This is a genomic window from Tenacibaculum sp. SDUM215027, assembly GCF_050566205.1.
Taxonomy (GTDB): domain Bacteria; phylum Bacteroidota; class Bacteroidia; order Flavobacteriales; family Flavobacteriaceae; genus Polaribacter.
The window spans coordinates 262,875-289,402 of the sequence record NZ_JBNXUE010000001.1 but is presented as its reverse complement, the minus strand read 5'-3'; the positions used below and the strand labels follow the sequence as shown (position 1 = coordinate 289,402).

Genomic DNA, 26,528 nt, shown 5'->3' with positions numbered 1-26,528 from the left:
TATGAGTAAGAAGACAGATACTAATGTATATACAGTACTTTTCGCCATAGGAATGGTGTTAGTAGTAGGTGCGTTGTTAGCTTTTACAGCGTCATCACTTCGCCCAACAATCGATGCTAATAAACGTATCGAGAAGCAACAAAACATTTTGTATGCTATGGGGGTAAACAGTAATGATGAAACAAGTATTGAATTTGTTTCTAAAGATAAAGTAGCAGAAGAGTTTGGTAAATACATCAAAAAACAATTAGTAATTGAAGGAGATAATGTTTCTGAAGATGCTAAAGCGTATTTAATTGATGTAAAGAAACAACAAACAGCAGCCAAAGAAGGTAAAACAAGAAAATTACCATTATTTGTGGGAGAGAAAGAAGGTAAAACTTTCTATATCGCACCAATTAGAGGTAAAGGTCTTTGGGATGCTATTTGGGGATACGTTGCAATGGATAAAAATATGGTAGTTCAAGGAGTTTTCTTTGATCATAAAGGGGAAACACCAGGTTTAGGAGCTAACATTAAGCAACGTTACTTTATGGACGATTTTATTGGAGAAGATTTAATGAGTAACGGTTCTTTTAAAGGAATTGCAGTTTCTAAATCTAACAATGATCCAAAGAATGAAGATAAAAATGATAATGAGGTAGATGCAATTGCAGGAGCAACAATTACTGGTGACGGAGTAGCTGCAATGATTAAATCTGAATTAGGTTTATACGTACCTTACTTTAAAACATTAAAATAAATATGGGACTTTTATCAAAAAAAGACGCAGCATTAATTACTGATCCATTAGCAGATAATAACCCAATTACAATTCAGGTATTAGGTATTTGTTCTGCATTAGCAATTACAGCAGAGTTAAAAGCTTCTATTGTAATGTCTATATCGGTATTATTTGTATTAGGAGTAGGGAATGTAGTAATCTCGTTAATGAGAAATATTATTCCATCAAAAATTAGAATTATTGTACAGTTAATCGTAGTAGCTACATTAGTAATTATTGTAGACCAAGTGTTAAAAGCATTTGCATACGATTTAAGTAAAACCTTATCAGTATTTATTGGTTTAATTATTACGAACTGTATTATTATGGGACGTTTTGAAGCTTTTGCTTTAGGTAATGGACCATGGAAATCGTTTTTAGACGGAATAGGAAATGCTTTAGGATACGCAGTAATCTTAATTATTGTAGGATTCTTTAGAGAATTATTCGGTTCAGGTACTTTATTAGGGTTTAAAGTATTAGGAGATCCTATTGAAAAAACAGGATTGTATGCTTTAGGATACGAAAACAACGGGTTTATGTTATTATCACCAATGGCATTAATAGTTGTGGGTATTATTATTTGGGTACAACGTACAAGAAATAAAGCATTAGTAGAAGACTAACCTAGTTAGTGTTCATTAAAAATATAGAAAATGGAACATATAGAATTATTTTTCAAATCGATATTTATAGATAACATGGTATTTGCTACCTTCTTAGGAATGTGTTCATACCTTGCTGTATCTAAAAAAGTATCAACAGCCGTAGGTTTAGGAGCTGCAGTAATCTTTGTATTAGCAGTTACAGTACCTATAAACTGGTTGTTAGATCAATATTTATTACAACCTGGAGCTTTAAAGTGGTTAGGAGAAGAGTATGTAGATTATGACTTAAGTTTCTTATCATTCATCATGTTTATTGCAACTATTGCAACCATGGTACAATTGGTAGAAATTATTGTTGAAAAATTTGCACCAGCATTATATAACTCTTTAGGTATTTTCTTACCGTTAATTGCTGTAAACTGTGCAATTTTAGGAGGGTCTTTATTCATGCAATCTCGTGAAATCCCAACACTAGGTTTATCGTTAACTTATGGAGTTGGTTCTGGTATCGGATGGTTTTTAGCAATTTTAGCAATCGCAGCTATTCGTGAAAAAATCAGATACTCATCTGTACCACCAGCATTAAGAGGATTAGGAATTACATTCATTATTACAGGTTTAATGGCTATCGGATTTATGAGTTTCGGTGGAATGTTAACAGGAGGTGATGATGCAGGTAAAAAAGAAGAAACTGCTGAAGTTAAGGTTGAAAAGAAAGAGGTAGAAGAGAAGGCAATTGATAAGACTGAAGAGAAAGCAGAAGAATTAGCTAATAACACTAAAGAAATTACAGAATAATGGTATTTTTAGAAGTAAGCACAGGAGGAACAGTTGCTATTACAGTATTAGCGTTTTTAGCGGTAATCTTAGTTTTAGTAGCCTTATTATTATTTGTAAAACAAAAGTTAGCACCATCTGGACCTGTAAAAATTACAATCAATGGTGAAAAAATAATAGAAGTAGCATCAGGAGGAACTTTGTTATCTACATTAGGTGATGAAAAAATCTTTTTACCATCAGCTTGTGGTGGTGGAGGTTCTTGTGTTCAATGTGAGTGTCATGTAAACTCTGGTGGAGGTGAAGCTTTACCAACAGAAACACCACATTTTACACGTAAAGAATTACAACACGGAGTTCGTTTAGCTTGTCAGGTTAAAGTAAAACAAGACATGGATATTTCTATTCCTGAAGAAATTTTCGGAATTAAGAAATGGGAGGCTACCGTGGTACGTAACTATAACGTAGCATCATTTATTAAAGAATTCGTAGTAGAGATTCCAGAAGACATGAACTACAAAGCAGGAGGGTATATTCAAATTGAAATTCCACCATGTGAGGTAAAGTTCTCAGATATGGATATTACAGCGCATCCTGAAGAGCATGATACACCAGACAAGTTCCAAGAAGAATGGGATAAGTTTAAGTTATGGCCTTTAGTAATGAAGAACCCAGAAACAGTAGAGAGAGCTTATTCAATGGCTTCTTATCCAGCAGAAGGGCGTGAAATCATGTTAAACGTTCGTATTGCTACTCCACCGTTCGATAGAGCTAAAGGAGGATGGATGGATGTAAATCCAGGGATTGCATCATCGTATGTATTTTCAAGAAAAGTAGGAGATAAAGTAACTATTTCTGGACCTTATGGAGAATTCTTCATTAACGAGTCTGATGCAGAGATGTTATATGTAGGTGGTGGAGCAGGTATGGCACCAATGCGTTCTCACTTATATCACTTATTCAAAACTTTAAAGACAGGAAGAAAAGTATCTTACTGGTACGGTGGTCGTTCTAAGCGTGAATTATTCTACTTAGATCACTTCTATGACTTAGAGAAAAACTTCCCGAACTTTAAGTTCCATATTGCATTATCTGAACCTTTACCAGAAGATAACTGGAAAGTAAAGAATAGTATGGAAGATGAAGGTGATGGTTTCGTTGGGTTTGTTCATAACTGTGTAATCGATAATTACTTAAGTAAGCACGATGCACCAGAAGATATTGAATTATACTTCTGTGGACCACCATTAATGAACAAGGCAGTGCAAAAAATGGGTGAAGATTTTGGTATTCCAGATGAGAACATTCGTTTTGACGATTTTGGAGGATAATCACTTAGTGACTCTAGATATAAAACCGATACAGTACTGTATCGGTTTTTTTATACAATAAAAACAACCACTTATAATTAATAATCAACCAATTATAGTTTTTTTAACTTTTAGTTAAACTGAATGGTTTTCTTTTGTAGCTACCTACTAAATATTTAAACCAAACTAACCTATGAACTGTCCAAATTGTAAATCTACATTTGTAAGAAGAAGGAGAAGAAGTCTATTTCAAAAGATAATATTTTTTAATAAGAGAAGGTTTAAGTGTCATGAATGTAAAACAATGTTTTTAGCTAAATAGCTTACTTATAAATTACATCAAACTTATAAATAGGACTATCTTTTTCATATTCAAAAACTTTAGCATAGTCCATAACGTTAGGTATATCTTCAAGTTTACATAAATGTGCAACAACAGCACATAAGCTATTAAAAAGCCTCTCCTTGTTAGTAGGATTCTTAGGTTTTGGATTGTAGTGACATAGTGGAACAGTGAATCCACATGTTTCTAAAAATACTTTTTCAATGTGTAGTAATTCAAGCGGAGTATAACCATTAAACTTTCTACCCAAATTTTGATGTACCCTACCCACGTAACTTAACCTCAATGAACCATGATCATTTGTTAAATGTTTCCAGCTATCTTGGTTATCTAAAATATTACCAACTGCACAAGCCGAACAACATTCAGGATTCAATTCATCGTTATGAAAAGCATTATAAAGCTTAATAAGCGCCTGTTCTAGTCGTTTAGGTATTTCCATAATCAAAAAGAATTAACTCCTTTAAATATACAAAATATTGGTTGTACCTTTGCATCAAATTATTGTTAATGACAACTTTTCAAGATTTAGACTTATCAAATCCACTACGAAATTCAATTGAAGAATTAGGTTTTGTACATCCAACACCTATTCAAGAACAAGCATTTCCTGTAATCCGATCAGGAAAAGATGTGGTTGGAATTGCGCAAACAGGTACTGGTAAAACTTTCGGATACTTATTGCCAATATTACGTGATTTAAAGTTTTCTAAACAACAACACCCAAGAGTGTTAATTTTAGTACCTACCCGTGAGTTGGTAGTGCAAGTTGTTGAAGAAATTGAAAAGCTATCAAAATATATAACATTACGTGCTATTGGAGTTTATGGAGGTGTGAATTTAAACCGTCATAAAGAAGCAGTAATGCAAGGTTCAGATATTATTGTTGCTACCCCAGGACGTTTATATGACTTAGCATTAAGCAAAGTGTTGAAACTAAAATCTATTCAGAAGCTAGTAATTGATGAAGTAGATGTAATGCTCGATTTAGGATTTCGTTTTCAGTTATTAAACATTTTCGATTTATTGCCTCAACGACGTCAAAACATTATGTTTTCTGCAACTATGACAGAGGATGTTGAAGTGTTAATTGATGATTTTTTTATTGCGCCACATAAAATAGCTATTGCAGTTAGCGGAACACCATTAGATAACATTCAGCAAACAAGTTATGATGTTCCAAATTTTTATACAAAAGTTAACCTATTAAACTATTTATTATTTGATAAATCAGAGTTTAGTAAGGTATTGGTATTTGCGCCAAATAAACGGAATGCAGATAGGTTGTTTGATTGCGTTGCAGAAGAATATCCGTCTCAATCTTGTGTGATTCACTCAAACAAAACGCAGAACTATCGTTTACGCTCTATTGAACAATTCAATAAAGGAGAAAAACGAATTTTAATTGCTACTGATGTTATAGCACGTGGATTGGATTTGGAAGAAGTTACACATGTAATAAATTTTAATGCACCACATTTTCCTGAGAATTATATGCATAGAATAGGTCGTACTGGTCGTGCAGAACGCGAAGGAAAAACTATTTTATTTGCTACAGAAAAAGAACAGGAAGCTAAACAAAGAATTGAGGAGTTGATGGATTATGAGATTCCTAAATTAGAGATTCCAGAGCAGGTTGAAATTTCAAAAGAATTAACAGAAGAAGAGCGTCCAAAAGAAGATGGAGAGGTTAATAAGAACAGAACGTCTCAAGAATTTATTCCAGGACCCGCTTTTCACGAGAAAAAGGAAAAGAATAAAAAAACAAATCAAGGAGGTTCGTACAGAAGAGAGATTGCAAAGAAGTATAAAAAGCCTAAAACAAGAGGTGATAAAAACTATAACAAACGCAATAAGAAAAAATAATGCAAGCACTTACAGAACAAGAACTTCATAATTTAGGGATGAATATTGTAGGTACAAAACTACAAGAAATGGGGTATGAGTTTATTGCTGTTAATAGTGAGTTGAAAAAGCATCCACAGTTCGTATTGTATAAAAAAGAAGAACCTACCATTTTTGTATTGGTAAAAACAACTAATAATATACAATCACCACAAGAGTACGATGTATTGTGGATGGAAACGTTTAAAAAACACGCCGAAAAACAAAACGCAAATGTTTGGTATGCTGGTATAGGAATAGCAAATGCAGAAAGCGTAGATTTACCTGTCTTTAAAGATAAGCCTTATTATGTCGCTTTTGAAGACTTTATAAAGTTTTAAAAAACACATTCTATATTCCTGATTTAGGAATAAACTTACTTAGATTTTCTTCGAAATTAAAACACCTTTTATAGTAGTAGTAAGGTGGTTTTTATATAATTCCTGAATTTTGACTACCCTTTTCACTGATTGAAAAATAGTGGTTTAAATAGACTGAAAAGGGTAAAAACCCTTTTAGCTATCAGGTAGTTGTGTATTAATTTTACCACACGGAAATTAATAAAATAACTAGAAGAATGAAAAAACAACTACTAATCAAAAAGGAAAAAAAATTAATGAAATCTTTTTTAATGTTTTTATCAGATTTGGGCAATGCCGCAAGCTATGCAATCAATAATTAAGATTTACAATAATTAAAGTTAAAAAAAACACTCGTTTTACAATGTAATCGAGTGTTTTTTTATACATAAATAGTAACTTTACGGTGTGGAGAATCTTTTACGAAAAATAAAGGAATGTAAAATTTGTGAGGAACACATAGAGCCCAACCCTGTAGTTTTTGCTAGTAAAAAGTCAAAAATTATTATTGTAGGTCAAGCACCAGGAACCAAAGTGCATCAATCAGGAATCCCTTGGGATGATGCCAGCGGTAAGCAGCTTAGAAAATGGTTAAATGTTACTGATGAGGAGTTCTATAATACAAATAATTTTGGAATAATTCCAATGGGTTTTTGTTACCCAGGAAAAGGGAAAACAGGAGACTTACCGCCAAGAAAAGAGTGTGCACCACAATGGCATCAGCCTCTATTAAAAGAAATATCAGAAGTTAAATTGATTATTTTAATAGGAATGTATGCACAAAACTATTACTTAAAAGAAAAAACAAAAAGAACACTCACAGAAACAGTGAACACTTTTGAAGAATACTTGCCTAACTATTTTGTATTACCGCATCCATCACCAAGAAACCGATTTTGGTTAACCAAAAACCCATGGTTTGAAAAAGATGTTTTACCAGTATTGAAAAGCACAGTAAAAAAGCTATTATAGCGATTTTAATACGATAAGAAAGTTAAACAACATACGTTGATAAATTTGTACTTTTGCAAGGTATGATAGAAACACGAGAAGCCATATCAGAAAAAACGGTTTTAATAGGTATTATAACCCAACATCAAGATGAAAAACAATCAGAAGAATATCTGGATGAACTAGAGTTTTTGACACTTACAGCTGGAGGAGTAGCTGTGAAACGATTTGTTCAAAAACTAGATAAACCACATCCAAAAACTTTTATAGGAACAGGTAAGTTAGAAGATGTAAAAGCGTATATAGAGTCCAATGATATTGGAACAGCTATTTTTGATGACGAACTATCACCAGCACAACTTAGAAATATTGAACGTTTTTTAGACTGTAAAATTTTAGATAGAACGAATTTAATCCTTGATATTTTTGCTAGCAGAGCACAAACGAGTTCGGCAAAAGCACAGGTTGAGTTAGCACAATATCAATATTTATTACCTAGATTAACACGAATGTGGACACACCTTGATAAGCAAAAAGGAGGTATAGGTATGCGTGGTCCTGGGGAAACAGAAATAGAAACCGACCGTCGTATTATTCGTGATAAAATCTCTTTATTAAAAAAGAAACTAGCAACTATTGACAAGCAAATGTCAATACAACGTAAAAACCGTGGAAAAATGGTACGCGTTGCCTTGGTAGGCTATACTAATGTTGGTAAATCTACATTAATGAATGTAATAAGCAAAAGTGAAGTGTTTGCTGAGAATAAGTTGTTTGCAACGCTTGATACTACAGTTAGAAAAGTAGTTATAAAGAATATCCCTTTTTTAATGACGGACACTGTTGGATTTATTAGAAAGTTACCTACTCAACTAGTGGAATCATTTAAATCTACCTTAGATGAAGTACGTGAAGCCGATTTATTATTACATGTAGTAGATATATCTCATCCAAATTTTGAAGATCATATAGCTTCTGTAAATAAAATTTTAGATGAAATTGATAGTAAAGATAAACCTACGGTTATGGTATTTAATAAAATAGATGCTTATACCCATGAAACTATTGATGAAGATGATTTAATTACAGAAAAAACAAAAGAACATTATACGTTAGAAGATTGGAAAAGAACATGGATGAATGACTTAGAAACAGAGAGTATTTTTATTTCAGCCTTGAATAAAGATAACCTAGAAAATTTTAAAGAAAAAGTGTATGAAGAAGTAAAGAAAATACATATTCAACGTTTTCCTTACAACGATTTCTTATACCAAGAGTATTAGTTTTTTACAGTATAAAAACACAACAATAACTTAAAAAGAACTTAAAGAATTGTAATTTTAAGTTCTTTTTTGTTATATTTATAATCCCTAACATAGTTTTTTCTATGTTTTATAAAGCATTGTAAATTAATATTTTTAACCATTTTATCCCCCTGAAAATGAAAAATAATAAAACTTCACAAACAAAATCTAGACGATTTTATTTAGATCAATCAGCTAATAAGAAAGCATAACTTTTACTCTAGTAATTCAATCTTATTTAACCAGCTAACTTACCAAGTATTCATAAAGTTTTAAGTGCAAAAATTTAAAGCTAGATGAAATGACCACTCTTTTTTGAGTTACCATGTGTTAATCTGAATAGATCATGATGAAAAATATAATTATACTCTTGTTAATATGTTGTGGTTTTCAATTTGCTACAGCACAAGAGAAGTGTACATCTGAAAATCCTCATTCAGTAGATGTAAACGTAGTTGATAAATGTTTAATAGAAAAAAAAGTAGATAAGAATGGTGAGGGAACTCCTGTTGTAACTACAATCTCTAGTAGAAGACATCTAAGAAAACGTGTTTACTTTGAAAAAGTTATTAGCTTGGCTAATGATATAAAAGCAAATGAAGTTAAGTTGATGAAAACAACTAATGATTTAGCTACGTGTCGTTTGTATAATGTTACTCCGATTACAAAAACGATAAAGAAAAAAGCTGTTTCTTTTGATATAGTAGATGAAATCCCTGCGTTTTTGACGTGTACAGATCCTTTAATAGATAAGGTGAACTGTTTTAATTATGAAATGCAAAATCATATAATCAATACATTAGTGTATCCAAACGAAGCCTTGGATAAGGGGATAGAAGGAGAGGTGCTAATAAGCTTTGTAATTGACGAAACTGGTAAGGTAAGAGATATTAAGACTGAAGGAGTAAATGCACATGAACTCTTGAAAGATGAGGCTAAAAGAATTGTGTTATTACTGCCTAATTTTACTCCAGGAAAACAGCAAGGTAAAAATACAAGAGTAGCGTATAGCTTTCCTATGAATTTTAGCTTAAATAGCTCTGAAAATTAGAGTGTTAAAATAATTTAATTTCTATAAAAAAAAGAATACCTTTGCACGCCACATTTTTCACAAATAATAACTATAATTAGTTGATTGAAAAAATGTTAAACCCCTTAGGTATGAGAAAAATTATTTTACTAATAACATTAGTTTGTTTTTATACTACTAGTGTTGTGTCACAACGTGAAGTATGTGAAACCCCAGAAGAAGAGTCTTTAGACCTAAATAGTATAACAAAATGTACTATAGCTCCAAAAAGTAAAAAGGACAAAGGAACAAGACAAATTTCTGTAAAAGTATCTGCTAATAGAAGGTATTTAAAAAAGAGAGAAATCTCAAAAAAGAAAGAAGTTTCAAGCGCTACTGAATTATCAGGAGTTGGAACAGCAGCAGTAGAGGGTACAACTAGTCAAACAGAATTAAATCAATCTTTAACTTTAAAGAACAATCTAGAAGATATAACAAGTAAACTATCAGCAGAAGAAGTAAGAAAAGCTGAAAAATTTACTACAGTTGATAGAATACCTTTGTTTTCTGCATGCAAAAAAGCAAAGAAAAATGAAAGGTTAGATTGTTTTAATGTTGAAATGGTAAAGCATATTCAAAAACATTTCAGATATCCTAGTCAAGCGGTAAAAGAATCTATTCAAGGAGAAGTTTGGGTACGCTTTATTATTGACAAAAATGGTCGGGTTAAGAATATTAAAACCTTAGGACCTAAAAATGGAGGATTACTAAACAACGAAGCTGTTCGAGTAGTATCTCAACTACCTCAGTTTATACCTGCTAAAAAGTCAGGAGATCAAACCTCAGTAAAATACGGATTCCCTATTATGTTTGCTCTTGATGAGTAAATAAATCACAAATAACTTAATACAAATCAATTAAAATAAGCATTATGTTTAAAAAACTACTATCCTTAGTTTTGGTAGTGTGTAGTATGTCTATTTATGCACAAACTACAGTAAATGGAAAAGTTTACGACGAATACTTGGAGCCTTTTCCAAATGCAGTAATTCTTTCTGGAGAAGCTAGAGCAACCTCAGATTTTGAAGGAAATTTTACTTTACAAGTTAAGTCAACTTACCCTATAACTATACAAGTTTCTGCTTTTGGATATAAAACAGAAATAATTGAGGTTACTTCATTAGATCAAGAAATGAATGTAATTTTAAAAGAAAGTGTAGCGCTAGATGAAGTTGTAATTTCAGCATCTAGATCTCCTGAACGAGTTATTGAATCTCCAGTAACTATTGAGAGAATTGGAGTTATTGATGTTAAAAGAAATACATCAATTTCATTTTATGACGGATTAGCAAACTTAAAAGGAATTGAATCACGTGAAGCAAATTACGGATTTAAATCTGTAAACTCTCGTGGTTTTTCTACTTTCGATAATACTCGGTTTGTACAATTAGTTGATGGAGTAGAAACATCAATACCAGCGTTGAATTTCTCGGCAGGAAATATTATGGGGCTTTCAGATTTAGATGTTAAAAATGTTGAAATTCTTCCAGGGGCTTCTTCTGCTTTATATGGAGCAAATGCGTTTAACGGTATTTTACTAATGAGTAGTAAAAATCCTTTTGATAATACAGGTATAAGTACTTATATCAAAACTGGTAATATGTCGCAAGAAGCAGCTGGAAACAATCCGTTTTATGATGCAGGAATTCGTATGGCATATAAGTTCAATGATTATGTTGCAGCAAAAGCTAATTTAACTTATTTTTCTGCTGAAGAATGGCATGCTGTCGATACTAGAAACACCACAGGAATTGGTGGAACAGCTATTGATGGAGATAGAGATGCAAACACTGATTATGATGGTGTAAATGTATATGGTGATGATTTTTCAATTCCAGTGTCTGGTATAGGTAATGTAACTAGAACAGGGTACGAAGAAAAAGATTTAACTAATTATAATGGTTATAACTTAAAATTTGATGGATCTATTCATATCAGACCGTGGGCAAATGATGCATTAGAAATTATAGTAAACTCTCGTTTTTCTCGTGGAGATAATACATATCAAGGAACAAATAGATTCTCTCAAAAAGGATATTTTATCGAGCAGTATAAATTAGAGCTTAAAGGAAGAAACTTTTTTGTAAGAGGATATTATACAGGAAATGACTCAGGAAAAAGTCACGATTTACGATTCGCAGCTATTGCGTTAAATGAAAAATACAATCCAACTCAAAATTGGTATCAAGAATACGCTGGTATATATAGTGGAGCATTAACAGTTCCTGGATATACACCTCTTAACGATGCTGATGCAAGAAGATTTGCAAATAGAAATAGATTTGTACCAGGATCATCTGAATTTAAAACAGCTTTAGAAGAGGTAATTAATACTCCAATAAACAAAGGAGGAGCAGGATTAAAAGATGAGACTTCTTTTTACCATTTTGACGCTAATTATAACTTTAAAGATATTATCCGTTGGGGAGAGATTCAAATAGGAGGTTCTTACCGTAAATTTGATATTAATTCAAATGGAACTTTATTTACTGATGAAAATAGTAGTATAGAGTTTGATATGATAGGGGTTTATTCTCAAATTCAAAAGAAATTCTTAGATGATAGATTAAAGTTTACAGGATCTGTTCGTTATGATAAATCTAAAAACTTTGAAGGAAACTTCTCGCCAAGGGTAGCATTAAATTATTCTTTAGGAGAATCAAAAAACCATATTTTAAGAGCTTCTTATCAAACAGGATTTAGAAATCCAAGTACTTTAGAGCAATACTTTGGATTACGTTCAGGACCAAGTAAGTATATTTTAGGTACTTCAGAAGAAAACCTAGATCGTTTTTCTACTATTGTAGTTAATCAAGATGGTACTACTAGTGAAATTACTGGTAGACAAGCTTTTGGAAATGCATTAGTTGGAAGAGATAATAGAGTTAAACTTGATGTGAATCCAATTAAACCAGAAAAGGTTACTTCATATGAAGTTGGATATAGAAGTATTATCGATTTAAATAGTAGAAATATATTAGAATTAGATATTAATGGTTATTACAACCAGTATAACGATTTTGTGGCATTTAAAGATGTTATTGTGGCTAATTACGGAGGTTTAGAGGCTGATGGAACACCAGATGCACAAGCTGATGCAGCAATAGATAATGAAGATTATACTTCGTTTGTTCTTAATACAAATACATCAGCTAATGTAGATTCGTATGGTGTAGGTGTTGGGTTAAATACAAAAGTATTTAAGACATTTAACTTAGGAGCTAACTATACATATTCAAAATTAGTTTTTGATCAAAGCGATGATCCTACTTTTAAAGCAGGATTTAATACTCCAGAGCATCAAGTAAAAGTAATGTTTGGAAACCCAAACTTGTTTAAAAACTTTGGGTTTAATGTGAATTTAAGATGGCAAGATGAGTTCTATTGGCAGTCAAGCTTCTTAGATGATACAGTTGATGCAAGAACGGTATTAGATGCGCAAATAAACTATAGAGTACCTGCTATTAAATCAAGATTTAAACTGGGAGGAACTAACCTAACAGGTAATGAGTACATGGTTGCACCAGGATCTGGATTAATTGGTTCTATGTACTATGTTTCTTGGACAATTAATGATTAGAGATAGTTAAGATATATAATAAAAAAAGAGGCATAAATAAGTTTATGCCTCTTTTTTGTTTTACAAACTTTTTAAAATTTGCTATTCGTTTTCAGAATCGTTAATAATTCCTAGTCGTTTAGCACGCTGTTCCCAGCTTTTTCTTGCTAGACTTTGTAGGTTAGCTACATTATCACTTTCATCCATTATTTCATAGCCTAAAAGAGTTTCTATAACGTCTTCTTGAGTCACTAAACCGCTAACAGCTCCGTATTCATCTACAACTAAAGCCAAATGTTCTCTCTGTTCAATTAGTTTTTCAAATAGATTAGGAATAGATAATTCTCTACTAGCTATAATAATTTCTCTTTTAATTGTTTTTAAAGGCTCATTTCCTTTGTTATCAACTAAAGAAAGTAATAGTTGATCCTTTAAAACATACCCGGTTATATTATCTGGGTTTTCAGCATATACAGGTATTCTGGAGAAACGTAAAGGTCTATTTTCATTAAAAAAAGATTCAATGCTTTGGTTTTCATTAGCAGTATTAAGCACTGTACGAGGTGTCATGATGTGTTTAGCTTGAACTTCTTTAAAGTTTAGCATATTTCTAATTACTTTACCTTCACTTTCATGAAAAACACCTTCTTGTTCGGCAATATCGGTCATGGCAGAGAAGTCTTCTCTACTTAAAACACTTTCACCATGTGCTCCTTTTCCAAACATCTTAGTGAACAACTGTAATAACCAAATAATACCGGTGTATTTACAAAAGAAAATCAATATGTTTAAGGCTTTGGTTGTAAAACCAGCTAAAGATTTCCAGTAAGTAGCACCAATAGTTTTAGGAATGATTTCAGAAGCAACTAAAATCAAAATAGTCATTATAGCAGAAATAATAAAAACACCATTTCCTTCATCACTGAATATTTTCTTCGCTTGGGCACCAACTAAAATAGCTCCTACGGTGTGTGCAACAGTATTTACAGTTAAGATAGCAATAAGAGGTTTGTCTACATCTTTTTTTAATGTTTCAAGGTCTTTTGCGTAAGCCTTCTCTTCTTTCTTTTTAAGGTTAACAAAAGTAGGAGTAACACTTAGCAGAACAGCTTCTAGTATAGAACATAAAAAGGAGAAAAATATAGATAATGTGGCGTAAACAATTAATAATGTCATTCGTTAAATTTTTAAGCTAAAATACATAAAAAAGAAAACCTCAAGAATATGTTCTTGAGGTTTTACTATTGTATTTTGTTTTTTTAGAAACCGTAATTCACTCCTAAACCAAATACTTCTCTAGTTTGGAACCCTTCAAAGGAATTGTCGTCGTAAATTGCTTGCATTGATAGGTTTGCAGATAAATATTTGTTAACCTTCATTACTACATTAAGGGTGTAATCTATATCAACATTTTGAAAATCTTCCAGATAATTACTATAAAGGTTTAATATATTTTCTACAGATACGTTTTTCATTACATCTAATTTGTAATATGCGTTAACTGCAGCACCTATTTCATAACGAGTAGTTTCGTTTTGTTTTACCCCAAAAGCAGGGCCAAAATCGGTTAAATGTTTATGTACATAAATTAACTTAGAGGTAGCAGGGGCGATGTTTACTTTTAAATTATCATGTTTTTTCCATAACATACCTGGTCCAAGTTGAAAATATGCAGGAGAAAAGAAATGAGATGTTTGTTCACCAGAAACGTAGGTAGAAGACATTTGAGTTTTAAAATTTAAAAAAGCAGAGTAATACCAGTACCCTCCAGCTTTTTTACCTGCTAATGAGTTTAATTCTAAACGGTCATCTGTTTTTTGTATTGATTCTTTTTTTAGTTTTGTTAAACCGTAAGAAGCAATCAATTTATTGTCCCAAGTCCAATCACCTTTGGTATAGTTAAAATCATAGTTTAAGCCAATAGTACCAGAAATATTGTTAGTACCACCAGCTAACCAATTGTTGAAGGCAGATTGATTGAATAGAAAAGAAATATTACCACTTCTTTTCCACCCTTCTTTAGGTTCTTCTTTTTTTTCTTCTTGAGCGTTAGCTGTTAATGCTCCAAACAAAACAGCAATAGCTAATAATTTTTTCATTTTAATAGTTTTAAATTAATTTTTTGAGGGCGAGAATGTACGCTTAACTTAAGGTTTAGACAATGTTGTTATGATAAAAGTCACGTTTTATGAAAAATATAATTTAAGCCAAGACCAAAAACTTCTTTAAATTGTACTCTACTTGAAGCATCATCGTCAACAATGGTGTGTAAGCTTAGGTTTGTAGATAGGTTTTTATTAATTTGAACAATGATGTTTAGCTGATAATCAATATCAATATTTTGTGGCTTGTTTAAATAATCAGAATATACTGCTACAATACTTTCCATAGTTACATCTTTCATTATTTCACTTTTAAAGTAAGCAGAAAGATTGAAACCTAAACTGAAATTTATATTCTTACCTTCATCTACACCATATTTTCCTGAAAACTCATCAGAAACAAATGTGTAACGAGCTGAAGCAGGAGCAACGTTTATTCTTGCATCATCATTTTTTTTCCATAACATACCAGGACCAAAACTCCAATATGCAGGAGAAAAGAAATCTGAAACAGCTAATTTAGGTTCTTGTTTATAATCATAACCTCTAGTGTACTGCGTTTTAAAATTACTAAAAAAAGAGAAAAACCATAGTTTTGAAGTTCTTAAACCAAGTAAAGAGTTATATTCAAACTGATCTTCTGTTTTTCTAACCCCTTGACCATCTACATAACTTAAACCATAAGCAGAAATAACTTTATTATCCCAGTTCCATTTTTTTTTCTTGTAATTAAAATCGTAACCAAGTGTCATATTTCCAGCAACGGTGTTATTTCCACCAGCTGCCCAATTGGAAAAAGATGATTGATTAAAAAGGAAAGTATATTTCCCCGTCACAGTCCATTTTTTTGGTGGATTTTTTTTAACTAAAGGCTCTGCAAATACTCGTTTGTTAAAGATATAAGACGCAAAAGTAGTATCTAAAGGGGAGTTTACTAAATCTAGAGTAGATATACTGTCTTTTGGAGTTTCTTGGGAAACTATAGAAAAAGTACAGCATGAAAACAAGATTAAAAACAGCTTTTTCATTGGTAATAAAAGTTGAGGAGTTTTATAAATCTAATTATTTTTTCTCTTATAAAGTGGTACGGTTGAACAAGCCTCACCAAACATAATGGTTTTAGCTACGGGTTTAATTTTTTCAATTAAAAGTGTGTATGCAGAAGGTGGTATTGGCTTATTCGAACACCCTTTAATTATTATAGGTCTGTCTTTGTAGTCAGAGACATCTAACTGTTGAATTATCTCTTGATATATTACAGTTTCTAATACTGTTAAGTCACCAACAACAACCTTTTTGGCAAAGGGAATAAGTTCTGTAGTTAATAAAAGATAGGCCCAAGAAGGAATAATGGCGTCAGTAGAACATGTTAAAGAAACATAACTGTTTTGATATTGAGACCAATCATGATTTTTTACAGATTCCCTAAAGTCTTTTTCACGAAGAATCAATTCTTCAAATAACCAATCCTTAATATCAAACACTATACGCCTACCTACAGGGTAAAAATCTTCAAGATCTACCGTTGTAAGCTTACTATTTGCAACTCTATTTATAATTTTGTCTGCCATGTTTGTTTTATTGTAAAAATAAAAAATCTTCATCTATAATGTTGTTTTAAAGATGAAGATTTTGTTGTTTTGAAAAAATTACTAATAATCTACTTATTGTATTCGTAAGTTACGATATATGAGTAATCATTACTTGAATCATCTTTTCGTATAATGAAATTATCAGAATCGTATTTGTAAATTGTTTTGTAAGAACCTAATTCATTATTGTCTTTATCAAATTCTTGAACTAATGTTATGTTATGTATCCCACCACCTTCAAAATCTGACTGTAAGATAGCTTTAATACCAACAATATTTATAAGAGGAGAATTTTTATTATCTAATGTGTAAATTGTATATGAATCTCCTTCAATTTCCTTAACCTTATTATCAGATATGTATTCATATTTTGTTACATAAACATTATTGCTACTGTCAAAAAACACTTGTTTTGTGGTTTTAAGTATTTTAGAGTCAGAATTGTATTCATAATTAGCAATACTGTTTATTTCACCATTAGAACTATAATTAGTTTGTTTAGTAAGCAAGTTACCGGTGTACTCATATTCATTATAACGGTCTGTTTCACCATTACTATTTATATCTTCTACTTTAGTAATTTTCCCGTCAGTATAAGTAAATAAGGTTTCTTCTTTCTCTTCTGACGATTCATGAGCTATTTTAACTAATTCGTGTTTGTCATTGTAATGATAAGTACTAGTTCTAGAGGTTTCTACAAATGGAGTATCAGGGTTTTCATCATCATCGTAGCTTTCTGTAGCTATTTGCTTGTTTAATAATTTAGGTGTTTCTTTTTCAATTATCTCTTTGTCAGATGTACAAGAAGTAATAGTTATTAAAGTAACAAATAAAAGTGTGATTTTTTTCATGATTATTTTTAATTAATTTTTTGCGAAAGTAGTTGTTTTAGTTATATATCACACTATAACATTCCTAATTCCAATTTAGCTTCTTCACTCATCATGTCTTGTGTCCAAGTAGGATCAAAAGTAATTTCAACTTCGCAATTGTTAATTTCTTTTAGGGTTTTTACTTTTTCCTCTACTTCAACAGGTAGTGTTTCAGCAACAGGACAATTTGGAGAAGTTAATGTCATTAATATTTTGGCATCATTCTCTTCTGATATAAAAACATCATAAATTAATCCAAGTTCATATATGTCAACAGGTATTTCAGGGTCGAAAATTGTTTTTAACACACGAACGATTTTATCTCCTAATTCTTCTAATTTATCTTCAGTCATAATTTTTACTTCTTTAATTTGCTAACTTACTTTGTTGCGCAATCGCATACATTTTTATTTGCTTTACCATAGATACTAATCCGTTAGCACGAGTAGGGCTTAAGTGTTCTTTTAAACCAATTTCATCAATAAAGTTAGTGTCGGCTTCTAAAATTGCTTTAGGTGTTTGGTCAGAAAAAACCCTCAATAATAACGCCACAATTCCTTTGGTTAATATAGCATCACTGTCGGCAGTAAATTCTATGATGTCACCTTTTAATTCAGAATGTAACCATACTTTCGATTGACAACCTTTAATCAGGTTTTCATCTAATTTGTAAGTTTCATCTATTAAAGGCAGCGATTTACCTAGCTCAATAATGTACTCATAACGCTCCATCCAGTCTTCAAACATTGAAAACTCGTCAATAATTTCTTCTTGTATTTCTTTGATAGTCATTTTTTAAAACTATTTTTGCAGAGTCAAAAAGACCGTTTTTAATTAAAGACGCAAAATTACGACAAAAAAGGCAGTTGACATGAGAGTTTAAGTCTTAATGAGTAGAATTAGTAAAATTTTAAGTCTTAGTGATTTATAGGGGCTTAATGAAACAAATACATTTCCTTAGGTAAAGGGATATTAAGTAGAGTTATGAGTAAATTATTAGCAGTAGGAACCGTAGCATTTGACGCTATAGAAACACCATTTGGAAAAACTGATAAAATCTTAGGAGGATCAGGAACTTTTGTAGGATTAGCAGCTTCGCAATTTGGAGTGCAAACAGGAGTGGTTTCTGTAGTCGGAGGAGATTTTCCACAATCATACTTAGATATGATGAACGAAAAAGGAATCAATACGAATGGCATAGAAATCGTAAAAGAAGGAAAGACATTCTTTTGGAGTGGGAAATATCATAACGATATGAACTCTCGTGATACTTTAGTAACTGAATTAAATGTATTAGAACATTTTCAACCAGTAGTTCCAGAAGCATTTAAAGATGCACCGATTGTAATGTTAGGAAACTTACACCCATTAACACAAGCATCGGTATTAGATCAAATGAATGAAAGACCTAAGTTAGTAGTGTTGGATACTATGAACTTTTGGATGGATATAGCATTAAACGATTTGCACGAAGTGTTAAAGCGTGTAGATGTTATTACGATAAACGATGAAGAAGCACGTCAGTTAAGTGGAGAATATTCATTAGTAAATGCTGCTAAGAAAATCCATGAGATGGGGCCGAAATATGTAGTAATTAAAAAAGGAGAACACGGAGCTTTATTATTTAATGAAGGAAACATGTTCTTTGCACCAGCTTTACCATTAGCAGAGGTGTTTGACCCAACAGGGGCAGGAGATACTTTTGCAGGAGGTTTCTGCGGGTATTTAGCTAAAACAGAAGATATTTCATTCGAAAACATGAAGAATGCAATTATCTACGGATCCAACTTAGCATCGTTCTGTGTTGAAAAGTTCGGAACACAACGTATGGAAGAGCTAACGAGCGAAGAAGTACAAGCGCGTTTACAAGCTTTTAAAGAATTAACACAATTTGATATAGCACTATCATAAAATACAAATCCGCGCTTTTTGCTGCGGATTTTTTTATATAACACACAAAACCACAACACAACTAAATACTTGAAATTAAATGAGTGACGCTATTAAACACGAATGCGGAATTGCAATGGTTCGATTAAAGAAACCATTACAGTACTATAAAGATAAATATGGTACCGCGTTTTATGGTGTAAATAAAATGTACCTGTTAATGGAGAAACAGCACAATAGAGGACAAGATGGTGCTGGATTAGCAAGTATAAAATTTAATGTAGAGCCTGGGACAAGATATATTAGTAGAGTTCGTTCCAATCAATCACAACCTATTCAAGATATCTTTGGGAAAGTTAATCATAGAATTAACGGGGTTTTTGAAGAAAATCCAGATAAGGTTGATGATGTAAAATGGCAAGAAGAAAACGTACCATATCTTGGAAACTTGTTTTTAGGACACGTTCGTTATGGTACATTCGGTAAAAACTCTATAGAGAGTGTACATCCTTTTTTACGTCAAAGTAATTGGAAACATCAAAGTTTAATTGTTGCAGGGAATTTTAATATGACAAATTCTAAACAATTATTAAATGATTTAATTGATTTAGGACAACACCCAAAAGAGTTTACCGATACAGTAACTGTGATGGAGAAAATAGGTCATTTTCTGGAGTCAGAAGTTTCTGATTTATACTTAAAAGCAAAAGAAGCTGGTTTTAGTAAAAAAGATGCATCTCCTTTTATTGAAGAACATTTAGATATTCAACGTATTTTACAACGTTCTGCAAAAAATTGGGATGGCGGTTATGCGATGGCAGGATTATTAGGTCATGGTGATGCGTTTGTATTACGTGACCCTTCGGCAATTCGTCCAGCATTCTTTTATGAAGATGATGAAGTGGTAGTAGTAGCTTCTGAGCGACCGGTAATTCAAACGGTATTTAATGTTCCGATAGATACAATTAAGGAGATAGATAGAGGTCATGCGTTGATTATTAAGAAAAATGGTCAAACAACAATGGCTCCTGTTTTAGATGAGAAACCTAAAAAAGCATGTTCTTTTGAGCGTATTTATTTTTCAAGAGGAAGTGATGCTTCAATTTATGAAGAACGTAAAAACTTAGGTAAGTACGTCTTTCCTGAGGTTTTAAAGTCTATTGATAGTGATATTGAAAACTCGGTATTTTCTTACATACCTAACACTGCAGAAACATCATTTTTTGGAATGATGGAAGCTGCTGAAGATGTGTTAAATCAACAAAAAACAGATGCAATTTTAGCAGGTGAAGGAAAGCTTTCAAAAGAAAGAGTTATTGAAATTCTTTCAAAAAGACCACGTTTCGAAAAGATAGCTATAAAAGACGCAAAATTACGTACGTTTATTACTGATGATAGTAGTCGTGATGATTTAGTAGCACATGTTTATGATGTAACTTATGGTGTGGTAAAGCCAACAGATAACTTGGTTATTATTGATGATAGTATTGTAAGAGGTACTACCTTAAAGAAAAGTATCATTAAGATTTTAGATCGATTAAACCCTAAGAAAATAGTAGTGGTTTCTTCGGCGCCTCAAATTCGTTACCCAGATTGTTATGGTATTGATATGGCTAGGATAAACGACTTTATTGCGTTTAAAGCAGCTTTAGAATTGCTGAAAGAAACAGATCAATATCACATTGTTGATGAAGTGTATCAAAAATGTAAACAACAAGAAAACAACGAAGATAAAGATGTGGTAAATTATGTAAAAGAAATCTATGCATCTTTTACTGATAAACAAGTTTCTGCAAAGATTGCACAAATGCTAAAAACATCAGAAATTAAAGCTGAAGTAGAAGTGATTTTCCAACCAGTAAGTGGTTTGCATAAAGCATGTCCAGATAATTTAGGAGATTGGTATTTTACAGGAGATTATCCTACAGATGGAGGGCATAGAGTGGTGAATCAAGCATTCATCAATTTTTATGAAGGAAGTGATAAAAGAGCTTATTAATTACTAGTAAGCCCTATTAAATAAAAAAAGAGTAATCGTTTTTCGATTACTCTTTTTTTATTTACAAATGTGCTTTCTTACATAGGAACTACAATTGCTCCTGTGAATTTTTCACGAATTTCATTTAGGGCTCTATCGGCATGCAAGCGTGTTTTGTAATTTCCTACTTGTATTTTCCATTCAGGTGCTTTGTAGGTTAGCTTAGTGTAAACATCAGGATATTCAACTCGAAACCTATTGCGTAAGATTCTTGCGCGTCTTTCTAATCCATTGTATAATTGGATTCTATACCCACTTCCATTGTGCTTGTTATAAGTTCGTTTTTTTTCTAATAACGAAATAATATCCTTATTTTCAGTGTGTTTGTCCTGGGCTTTTACATTAAAAACGCTGCCAGAAATAATGAGTAAAAAAGTAATTAATATGCTGTGTTTTTTCATTTTTTTGAATCTTTTTACAAAAGTAATGACTTGTCAGTTAATACATTGTTAACGCGGTTTATTTAGAATTAGTATAAATTACAGATTAGGATTCTCTTAACATTTCACAATTTAGACAGAAGTAGTACTTTTGTGCAACTTTCTGTGTACTTATTTTTAAAATGATGTAACAGAAAAAATTGTACCAAAATAGATACAAAACTTATATTTTATAGTATGAAAAGTGTGAATCATCACAGTAGATTAACCAAAACTCTAGTAAGGAGTTTAGCTTTCTTTTTAGTTTTCTTAGTAAGTTTCTCGGCGTTTTCACAAGATATTGACGAAGCGCGTCAAAAAGAAGGGAAGAAATTATTTAAGTCTCTTTGTGCTTCGTGTCACAAGTTAGATAAAAAACTTGTGGGTCCTGCTTTAGCTGGAGTTGAAGAAAAAAGAACTAACGAATGGTTGAAAGCTTGGATTAAAAACAATGCTGAACTTAGAGCTTCTGGAGATAAAGATGCAATTGCAATCTTTGAAGAGTACAAAGGTTCTAATATGACTGCTTTTCCGCAGTTAACAGACCAAAACGTTGATGATATTCTTTATTATACAACTGTAGGGGAAATAAATAAGCCTGCTGTTGCAGGAGCTGAGGTTGCAGGTGATTCTCAAGGCGATCAGGCACCAAAGTGGTTGTTGTATATTTTAGCTGCGGCAATCGTTGTAGCGTTTTTAATTATTGGTGGTTTATTGAAAACTATTAGTGAATTAAAAGGAGCTCCTAAAACTCCAGGTTTAATGGGTCAAACTGCTGAGTTGTGGGAAGGTATTAAACAAAACACATTTTTAAAAGTATTAACAGTAATTTTCGGAGCTTTAATAGCAGCTTACTTTTTATTTGGTACGTTGTTTAAAATAGGTGTTGATGAAGGTTATCAGCCAATTCAGCCAATTGCGTTTTCACACAAAATTCACGCAGGAGATAATAAGATAGACTGTCAATACTGTCACTCGTCTGCTAAGCATAGTAAAACATCTGGAATTCCTTCAGTAAATGTTTGTATGAACTGTCATAAGAATATTTCAGAAGTTGCTGATGATACTAAAGTGGTAATGGATGATCATACATTAGTGAAGGCAGATTTAGATAAAGAAATCGCTAAAATTTATGATGCAGCAGGTTGGGATGCAGATAAATTAGAGTATACAGGTAATACTAAGCCAGTTAAATGGGTTAGAGTTCATAACTTACCAGATTTTGCATATTTTAACCATTCACAACACGTAACAGTAGGAGGTGTAGCTTGTCAAAAATGTCACGGACCTGTAGAAGAAATGGAGGAAGTGTATCAACACTCGCCATTAACAATGGGTTGGTGTATTGATTGTCATAAGGCGACTAAGGTTGACTTAAAAGGTAATGAGTACTATGCTAAAATTCATAAAGAATTAGCTGAAAAGTACGGTGTTGAGCAAGTAACTATTGCGCAATTAGGAGGAAAAGAGTGTGGTAAGTGCCACTATTAATCAAATTAGAAAGTAGAAAAACACATATATAAATGGCTTCAAACAAAAAATACTGGCAAAGTGTTGAAGAACTAAAAGGTAGTTCTGTTGTTGAAACGCTACGTAATAATGAGTTTGTACAAGATATTCCTACAGATGAATTTTTAGGCGACAAAGAAACCTTAGAAACATCATCAACATCACGTAGAGATTTCTTGAAATATGTTGGATTTACCACTGCAGCGGCTTCATTGGCAGCTTGTGAAGGTCCAGTAAGAAAATCAATTCCTTATGTAGTGCAACCAAATGATATCGTAGCAGGTGTTGCTGATTGGTACGCAACTACAATTGCAGATGGTTTTGATTTTGCAAACGTATTAGTAAAAACACGTGAAGGACGTCCAATTCAAATCATGCCAAACAAAGAGGCAGGAGGAGTAACTAGCGCACGTACCCAAGCATCAGTTTTATCATTATACGATGAGAAATTACGTTTAAAAGAACCTAGAAAAGGGGAAACTCAAATTTCTTGGGCAGATGCAGATAAAGAAATCGTTGCTAAACTTAATGAGTTAAAAGATGCTAACGAACCAGTAGTGTTTTTAACAGGTACTTTAGCAAGTCCTTCTACTGAAAAAGTAATTGCTGATTTTATCACTGCTTATCCAAACGTTAAGCATGTAGTTTACGATGCGATTTCAGAAAGCGCAGCTGCTGATGCTTTTGAAGCTATGTATGGTAAAAGAGCTTTACCAAATTACGATTTTACTAAAGCAGAGGTTATTGCATCTATTGGAGCAGATTTCTTAGGAGATTGGCAAGGTGGATATGAGAAATCGTATGCAGAAGGTCGTAGAGTAGAGACAGGTAAAATGTCTTACCATGTTCAAATAGAAGGTAACATGTCTTTAGCAGGAGCAAATGCTGATAAAAGAATCGTTGCTAAACCATCTGAACAAGTTTACGCTTTAATAAATTTATATAACCAAGTAACAGGAAATAGTCTTTCTTCTAAAACAACAGCTTTCGATGCTGAGGTTAAGCAATTAGCTAAAGACCTTAAGAAAGCAGGTTCAAAAGGAGTTGTTGTTACTGGGTTAAATGATAAAAATGCACAATTAATAGCACTAGCAATTAATAAAGCATTAAACAGTGAGGTAATCGATACAGAGACTTTGAACTTAAGACGTCAAGGTAACGATACTCAAGTAGCTCAATTAGTAGCAGATGTTAAAGGAGGTAAAGTAAAAGGTTTAATTACGTACAACGTAAACCCTTTATATGCGTTAGCAAATGCAGCTGATTTAGCAGAAGGAATTAAGAACTTAAAATTATCTGTTGCATTATCTACTCAAGATGACGCTACAGCTAATGCTACACAATATACATTGCCAGCACCTCATAACTTAGAAAGTTGGGGAGATGTTATGGCAAAACAAGGTGTTTATAGTTTAATGCAACCTACCATTCAACCATTATTTAATACACGCCAAGTACAAGATGTGTTGTTAAAATGGTCAGGAAGTTCAGTAAACTATTACGATACTTTAAAAGAATTTTGGAGTACAAATGTATTAGGAGGAGCTTCATGGAATCAAGCATTACATGATGGATTCTTTAAAGCTGAAAACATTACTACAGAAGAAGAAATAGCTTTTGAATCAACAGTAGATGTAAACGCAGCAGCAGTTCAATTAGTAAGAAATGCTAATAATGTTTCAGGATTCGAATTAAATCTATATTCATCAACAGCGTTAGGAGACGGTAAACAAGCTAATAACCCTTGGTTACAAGAATTACCAGATCCAATTACACGTGCTTCTTGGGATAACTACTTAACCGTTTCTATGGCAGATGCCAAAGAATTAGGTTTTGAAAACCCAGTAAAAGATAACGGCGCTATTGATGGTAACTATGCTAACGTAACAGTTAATGGAGTTACAATAAACAAAATTCCAGTTATTATCCAACCAGGTCAAGCAAAAGGATCAGTTGGTTTAGCGTTAGGTTACGGTAGAACTCAAGGATTAAAGTCAGAAATGCAAGTAGGTATTAATGCATATCCTTTCTACCAAAACGGAAACAATGTTCAATACAATGTTTCTATTGAAAAAGCTTCAGGATGGCACAAGTTTGCTTGTATGCAAGTACAAAGCACTTTAGCTGGTCGTCACGATATCTTAAGAGAAGCTTCATTAAAAGAAGTAAATAATAAAAAATTAGATCCTAAGCATACTTGGAATAAACCATTTATGGTTTCTTATGATCATCAAGAAGTTGAAGGAAGTAAGATCGACTTATGGGATGAACATGATAGAACTTTAGGACATCACTTTAATTTATCAATCGATTTAACATCTTGTACAGGTTGTGGAGCATGTGTTATTGCATGTCACGCTGAAAACAACGTTCCTGTTGTTGGTAAAGATGAAGTACGAGTTGGTAGAGATATGGCTTGGTTACGCATTGATCGTTATTATTCTTCTACGGTTGAAGATAAACAATACGAGAACAATGAAAATGGTGAACCTCGCATAACTTTAGAGCAGTTCAAAAAAGAAAATCCAAACTTAGCGAATCAAGAAGTTGAAAGACGTTATACTGAAAAAGTATTAAAATTAAGTAAAGGAGATTTATTTGATGCTTTAGAAAATCCAGCAGAAAACCCACAGGTTGCTTTCCAACCTATGATGTGTCAGCACTGTAACCACGCACCATGTGAAACAGTATGTCCGGTAGCAGCAACGTCACATGGTCGTCAAGGTCAAAACCAAATGGCATATAACCGTTGTGTAGGTACACGTTACTGTGCAAACAACTGTCCATATAGAGTTCGTCGTTTCAATTGGTTTAACTATGCTGAGAACAACGAGTTTGACTTTAACATGAATAACGAGTACGGAAAAATGGTGTTAAACCCAGACGTAGTAGTTCGTTCTCGTGGAGTTATGGAAAAATGTTCTATGTGTATCCAAATGACGCAAGCTACTATCTTAAAGGCTAAGAAAGAAGGTAGAGCTGTTAATAAGGATGAGTTTGAAACAGCATGTTCATCAGCATGTTCTACAGGAGCAATGGTGTTTGGAGATGTAAATAACTCTGAAGATGAAGTTGCAGCATTAAAAGAAGATAGAAGAGCTTTCCACGTGTTAGATTATATTGGTACTAAACCAAACGTAGTGTATCAAGTGAAAGTAAGAAATACAAACGAAGCTTAA

General features: G+C 32.4%; 24 protein-coding genes. 15 read left to right on the top strand and 9 right to left on the bottom strand.

Features of this window, described 5'->3' with window-relative positions:
* The first annotated feature begins 1 nt into the window (after window position 1).
* From ACQYZ7_RS01280 to nqrF, 4 genes are read left to right on the top strand one after another with little or no spacing between them, the layout of a single operon-like run.
* Window positions 2–742, top strand: a complete 741-nt coding sequence (locus tag ACQYZ7_RS01280; RefSeq protein WP_430728003.1) for a Na(+)-translocating NADH-quinone reductase subunit C — start codon at window positions 2–4, stop codon at window positions 740–742.
* Between the two features lie 2 nt (window positions 743–744).
* Window positions 745–1,389: an NADH:ubiquinone reductase (Na(+)-transporting) subunit D gene (locus ACQYZ7_RS01275; RefSeq protein WP_430728002.1), complete on the top strand. Its 645-nt coding sequence runs from the start codon at window positions 745–747 to the stop codon at window positions 1,387–1,389.
* Window positions 1,390–1,419: 30 nt separating this feature from the next.
* Window positions 1,420–2,169: an NADH:ubiquinone reductase (Na(+)-transporting) subunit E gene (nqrE, locus tag ACQYZ7_RS01270; RefSeq protein ID WP_430728001.1), complete on the top strand. Its 750-nt coding sequence runs from the start codon at window positions 1,420–1,422 to the stop codon at window positions 2,167–2,169.
* The gene (nqrF, locus tag ACQYZ7_RS01265; protein WP_430728000.1) at window positions 2,169–3,479 is read left to right on the top strand and encodes an NADH:ubiquinone reductase (Na(+)-transporting) subunit F; all 1,311 of its coding nucleotides are present in this window, start codon (window positions 2,169–2,171) and stop codon (window positions 3,477–3,479) included. The genes nqrE and nqrF overlap by 1 nt, the downstream gene beginning before the upstream one ends.
* 302 nt (window positions 3,480–3,781) lie before the next feature.
* Here nqrF and ACQYZ7_RS01260 read toward each other — a convergent pair whose 3' ends face one another.
* Window positions 3,782–4,243: a Na(+)-translocating NADH-quinone reductase subunit F gene (locus ACQYZ7_RS01260; protein WP_430727999.1), complete on the bottom strand. Its 462-nt coding sequence runs from the start codon at window positions 4,241–4,243 to the stop codon at window positions 3,782–3,784.
* A 68-nt stretch (window positions 4,244–4,311) separates the two neighbouring features.
* Between ACQYZ7_RS01260 and ACQYZ7_RS01255 the strand changes: the two genes are divergently transcribed.
* The 7 genes from ACQYZ7_RS01255 (at window position 4,312) to ACQYZ7_RS01225 (ending at window position 12,948) form a co-directional block, all read left to right on the top strand.
* A complete protein-coding gene (locus tag ACQYZ7_RS01255) occupies window positions 4,312–5,667 on the top strand; it encodes a DEAD/DEAH box helicase (protein WP_430727998.1) in 1,356 nt (451 codons plus the stop codon).
* Entirely contained in the window at window positions 5,667–6,026 is a 360-nt protein-coding gene (locus ACQYZ7_RS01250) for a Na(+)-translocating NADH-quinone reductase subunit F (protein WP_430727997.1), read from the top strand. Before ACQYZ7_RS01255 ends, ACQYZ7_RS01250 begins: the two co-directional genes overlap by 1 nt.
* A gap of 426 nt (window positions 6,027–6,452) precedes the next feature.
* Window positions 6,453–7,016, top strand: coding sequence for a uracil-DNA glycosylase family protein (locus tag ACQYZ7_RS01245; protein WP_430727996.1), 564 nt, complete (start codon window positions 6,453–6,455; stop codon window positions 7,014–7,016).
* Between the two features lie 62 nt (window positions 7,017–7,078).
* Window positions 7,079–8,278, top strand: a complete 1,200-nt coding sequence (hflX, locus tag ACQYZ7_RS01240) for a GTPase HflX (protein WP_430727995.1) — start codon at window positions 7,079–7,081, stop codon at window positions 8,276–8,278.
* Window positions 8,279–8,645: 367 nt separating this feature from the next.
* Window positions 8,646–9,350 (top strand): energy transducer TonB, encoded by a 705-nt coding sequence (locus ACQYZ7_RS01235; protein WP_430727994.1) that lies wholly within the window; start codon window positions 8,646–8,648, stop codon window positions 9,348–9,350.
* Between the two features lie 110 nt (window positions 9,351–9,460).
* On the top strand, window positions 9,461–10,195 hold the full coding sequence (locus ACQYZ7_RS01230) for an energy transducer TonB (protein WP_430727993.1): 735 nt from the start codon (window positions 9,461–9,463) through the stop codon (window positions 10,193–10,195).
* Window positions 10,196–10,239: 44 nt separating this feature from the next.
* Window positions 10,240–12,948 carry a TonB-dependent receptor gene (locus ACQYZ7_RS01225; protein WP_430727992.1) on the top strand — a complete coding sequence of 903 codons (2,709 nt, stop codon included), beginning with the start codon at window positions 10,240–10,242 and terminating at the stop codon, window positions 12,946–12,948.
* An 81-nt stretch (window positions 12,949–13,029) separates the two neighbouring features.
* Here ACQYZ7_RS01225 and ACQYZ7_RS01220 read toward each other — a convergent pair whose 3' ends face one another.
* From ACQYZ7_RS01220 to ACQYZ7_RS01190, 7 genes are all read right to left on the bottom strand, one after another.
* Entirely contained in the window at window positions 13,030–14,103 is a 1,074-nt protein-coding gene (locus ACQYZ7_RS01220; protein ID WP_430727991.1) for a CNNM domain-containing protein, read from the bottom strand.
* An 83-nt stretch (window positions 14,104–14,186) separates the two neighbouring features.
* The gene (locus ACQYZ7_RS01215) at window positions 14,187–15,026 is read right to left on the bottom strand and encodes a DUF3078 domain-containing protein (protein ID WP_430727990.1); all 840 of its coding nucleotides are present in this window, start codon (window positions 15,024–15,026) and stop codon (window positions 14,187–14,189) included.
* An 80-nt stretch (window positions 15,027–15,106) separates the two neighbouring features.
* Window positions 15,107–16,057, bottom strand: a complete 951-nt coding sequence (locus ACQYZ7_RS01210) for a DUF3078 domain-containing protein (RefSeq protein WP_430727989.1) — start codon at window positions 16,055–16,057, stop codon at window positions 15,107–15,109.
* 30 nt (window positions 16,058–16,087) lie between these two features.
* A complete protein-coding gene (locus tag ACQYZ7_RS01205) occupies window positions 16,088–16,600 on the bottom strand; it encodes a DUF2480 family protein (RefSeq protein WP_430728860.1) in 513 nt (170 codons plus the stop codon).
* An 89-nt stretch (window positions 16,601–16,689) separates the two neighbouring features.
* Entirely contained in the window at window positions 16,690–17,472 is a 783-nt protein-coding gene (locus tag ACQYZ7_RS01200) for a hypothetical protein (protein WP_430727988.1), read from the bottom strand.
* Window positions 17,473–17,525: 53 nt separating this feature from the next.
* Complete coding sequence (locus tag ACQYZ7_RS01195; RefSeq protein ID WP_115899355.1) at window positions 17,526–17,846, bottom strand: DUF59 domain-containing protein; 321 nt, start codon at window positions 17,844–17,846, stop codon at window positions 17,526–17,528.
* A gap of 13 nt (window positions 17,847–17,859) precedes the next feature.
* Window positions 17,860–18,285, bottom strand: coding sequence for a SufE family protein (locus ACQYZ7_RS01190; RefSeq protein WP_430727987.1), 426 nt, complete (start codon window positions 18,283–18,285; stop codon window positions 17,860–17,862).
* Between the two features lie 192 nt (window positions 18,286–18,477).
* Between ACQYZ7_RS01190 and ACQYZ7_RS01185 the strand changes: the two genes are divergently transcribed.
* Window positions 18,478–19,404: a PfkB family carbohydrate kinase gene (locus ACQYZ7_RS01185; protein WP_430727986.1), complete on the top strand. Its 927-nt coding sequence runs from the start codon at window positions 18,478–18,480 to the stop codon at window positions 19,402–19,404.
* A 79-nt stretch (window positions 19,405–19,483) separates the two neighbouring features.
* Entirely contained in the window at window positions 19,484–21,382 is a 1,899-nt protein-coding gene (locus ACQYZ7_RS01180) for an amidophosphoribosyltransferase (RefSeq protein ID WP_430727985.1), read from the top strand.
* 77 nt (window positions 21,383–21,459) lie between these two features.
* On the opposite strand, the gene ACQYZ7_RS01175 is transcribed toward ACQYZ7_RS01180, so the two are convergent.
* On the bottom strand, window positions 21,460–21,822 hold the full coding sequence (locus ACQYZ7_RS01175; protein WP_430727984.1) for an SPOR domain-containing protein: 363 nt from the start codon (window positions 21,820–21,822) through the stop codon (window positions 21,460–21,462).
* 216 nt (window positions 21,823–22,038) lie between these two features.
* Between ACQYZ7_RS01175 and ACQYZ7_RS01170 the strand changes: the two genes are divergently transcribed.
* Both ACQYZ7_RS01170 and ACQYZ7_RS01165 read left to right on the top strand, forming a co-directional pair.
* Window positions 22,039–23,331 (top strand): c-type cytochrome, encoded by a 1,293-nt coding sequence (locus ACQYZ7_RS01170; protein WP_430727983.1) that lies wholly within the window; start codon window positions 22,039–22,041, stop codon window positions 23,329–23,331.
* A 32-nt stretch (window positions 23,332–23,363) separates the two neighbouring features.
* Window positions 23,364–26,528 (top strand): TAT-variant-translocated molybdopterin oxidoreductase, encoded by a 3,165-nt coding sequence (locus ACQYZ7_RS01165; protein WP_430727982.1) that lies wholly within the window; start codon window positions 23,364–23,366, stop codon window positions 26,526–26,528.

Coding starts and splice junctions, on each gene's coding strand:
- ACQYZ7_RS01230 (WP_430727993.1), top strand. CDS start 9,461: ATGAGAAAAATTATTTTACTAATAACATTAGTTTGTTTTTATACTACT.
- ACQYZ7_RS01185 (WP_430727986.1), top strand. CDS start 18,478: ATGAGTAAATTATTAGCAGTAGGAACCGTAGCATTTGACGCTATAGAA.
- ACQYZ7_RS01215 (WP_430727990.1), bottom strand. CDS start 15,026: ATGAAAAAATTATTAGCTATTGCTGTTTTGTTTGGAGCATTAACAGCT.
- hflX (WP_430727995.1), top strand. CDS start 7,079: ATGATAGAAACACGAGAAGCCATATCAGAAAAAACGGTTTTAATAGGT.
- ACQYZ7_RS01180 (WP_430727985.1), top strand. CDS start 19,484: ATGAGTGACGCTATTAAACACGAATGCGGAATTGCAATGGTTCGATTA.
- ACQYZ7_RS01210 (WP_430727989.1), bottom strand. CDS start 16,057: ATGAAAAAGCTGTTTTTAATCTTGTTTTCATGCTGTACTTTTTCTATA.
- ACQYZ7_RS01165 (WP_430727982.1), top strand. CDS start 23,364: ATGGCTTCAAACAAAAAATACTGGCAAAGTGTTGAAGAACTAAAAGGT.
- ACQYZ7_RS01170 (WP_430727983.1), top strand. CDS start 22,039: ATGAAAAGTGTGAATCATCACAGTAGATTAACCAAAACTCTAGTAAGG.
- ACQYZ7_RS01275 (WP_430728002.1), top strand. CDS start 745: ATGGGACTTTTATCAAAAAAAGACGCAGCATTAATTACTGATCCATTA.
- ACQYZ7_RS01280 (WP_430728003.1), top strand. CDS start 2: ATGAGTAAGAAGACAGATACTAATGTATATACAGTACTTTTCGCCATA.
- ACQYZ7_RS01250 (WP_430727997.1), top strand. CDS start 5,667: ATGCAAGCACTTACAGAACAAGAACTTCATAATTTAGGGATGAATATT.
- ACQYZ7_RS01200 (WP_430727988.1), bottom strand. CDS start 17,472: ATGAAAAAAATCACACTTTTATTTGTTACTTTAATAACTATTACTTCT.
- ACQYZ7_RS01255 (WP_430727998.1), top strand. CDS start 4,312: ATGACAACTTTTCAAGATTTAGACTTATCAAATCCACTACGAAATTCA.
- ACQYZ7_RS01205 (WP_430728860.1), bottom strand. CDS start 16,600: ATGGCAGACAAAATTATAAATAGAGTTGCAAATAGTAAGCTTACAACG.
- nqrF (WP_430728000.1), top strand. CDS start 2,169: ATGGTATTTTTAGAAGTAAGCACAGGAGGAACAGTTGCTATTACAGTA.
- ACQYZ7_RS01225 (WP_430727992.1), top strand. CDS start 10,240: ATGTTTAAAAAACTACTATCCTTAGTTTTGGTAGTGTGTAGTATGTCT.
- ACQYZ7_RS01220 (WP_430727991.1), bottom strand. CDS start 14,103: ATGACATTATTAATTGTTTACGCCACATTATCTATATTTTTCTCCTTT.
- ACQYZ7_RS01260 (WP_430727999.1), bottom strand. CDS start 4,243: ATGGAAATACCTAAACGACTAGAACAGGCGCTTATTAAGCTTTATAAT.
- ACQYZ7_RS01175 (WP_430727984.1), bottom strand. CDS start 21,822: ATGAAAAAACACAGCATATTAATTACTTTTTTACTCATTATTTCTGGC.
- ACQYZ7_RS01190 (WP_430727987.1), bottom strand. CDS start 18,285: ATGACTATCAAAGAAATACAAGAAGAAATTATTGACGAGTTTTCAATG.
- ACQYZ7_RS01195 (WP_115899355.1), bottom strand. CDS start 17,846: ATGACTGAAGATAAATTAGAAGAATTAGGAGATAAAATCGTTCGTGTG.
- ACQYZ7_RS01235 (WP_430727994.1), top strand. CDS start 8,646: ATGATGAAAAATATAATTATACTCTTGTTAATATGTTGTGGTTTTCAA.
- nqrE (WP_430728001.1), top strand. CDS start 1,420: ATGGAACATATAGAATTATTTTTCAAATCGATATTTATAGATAACATG.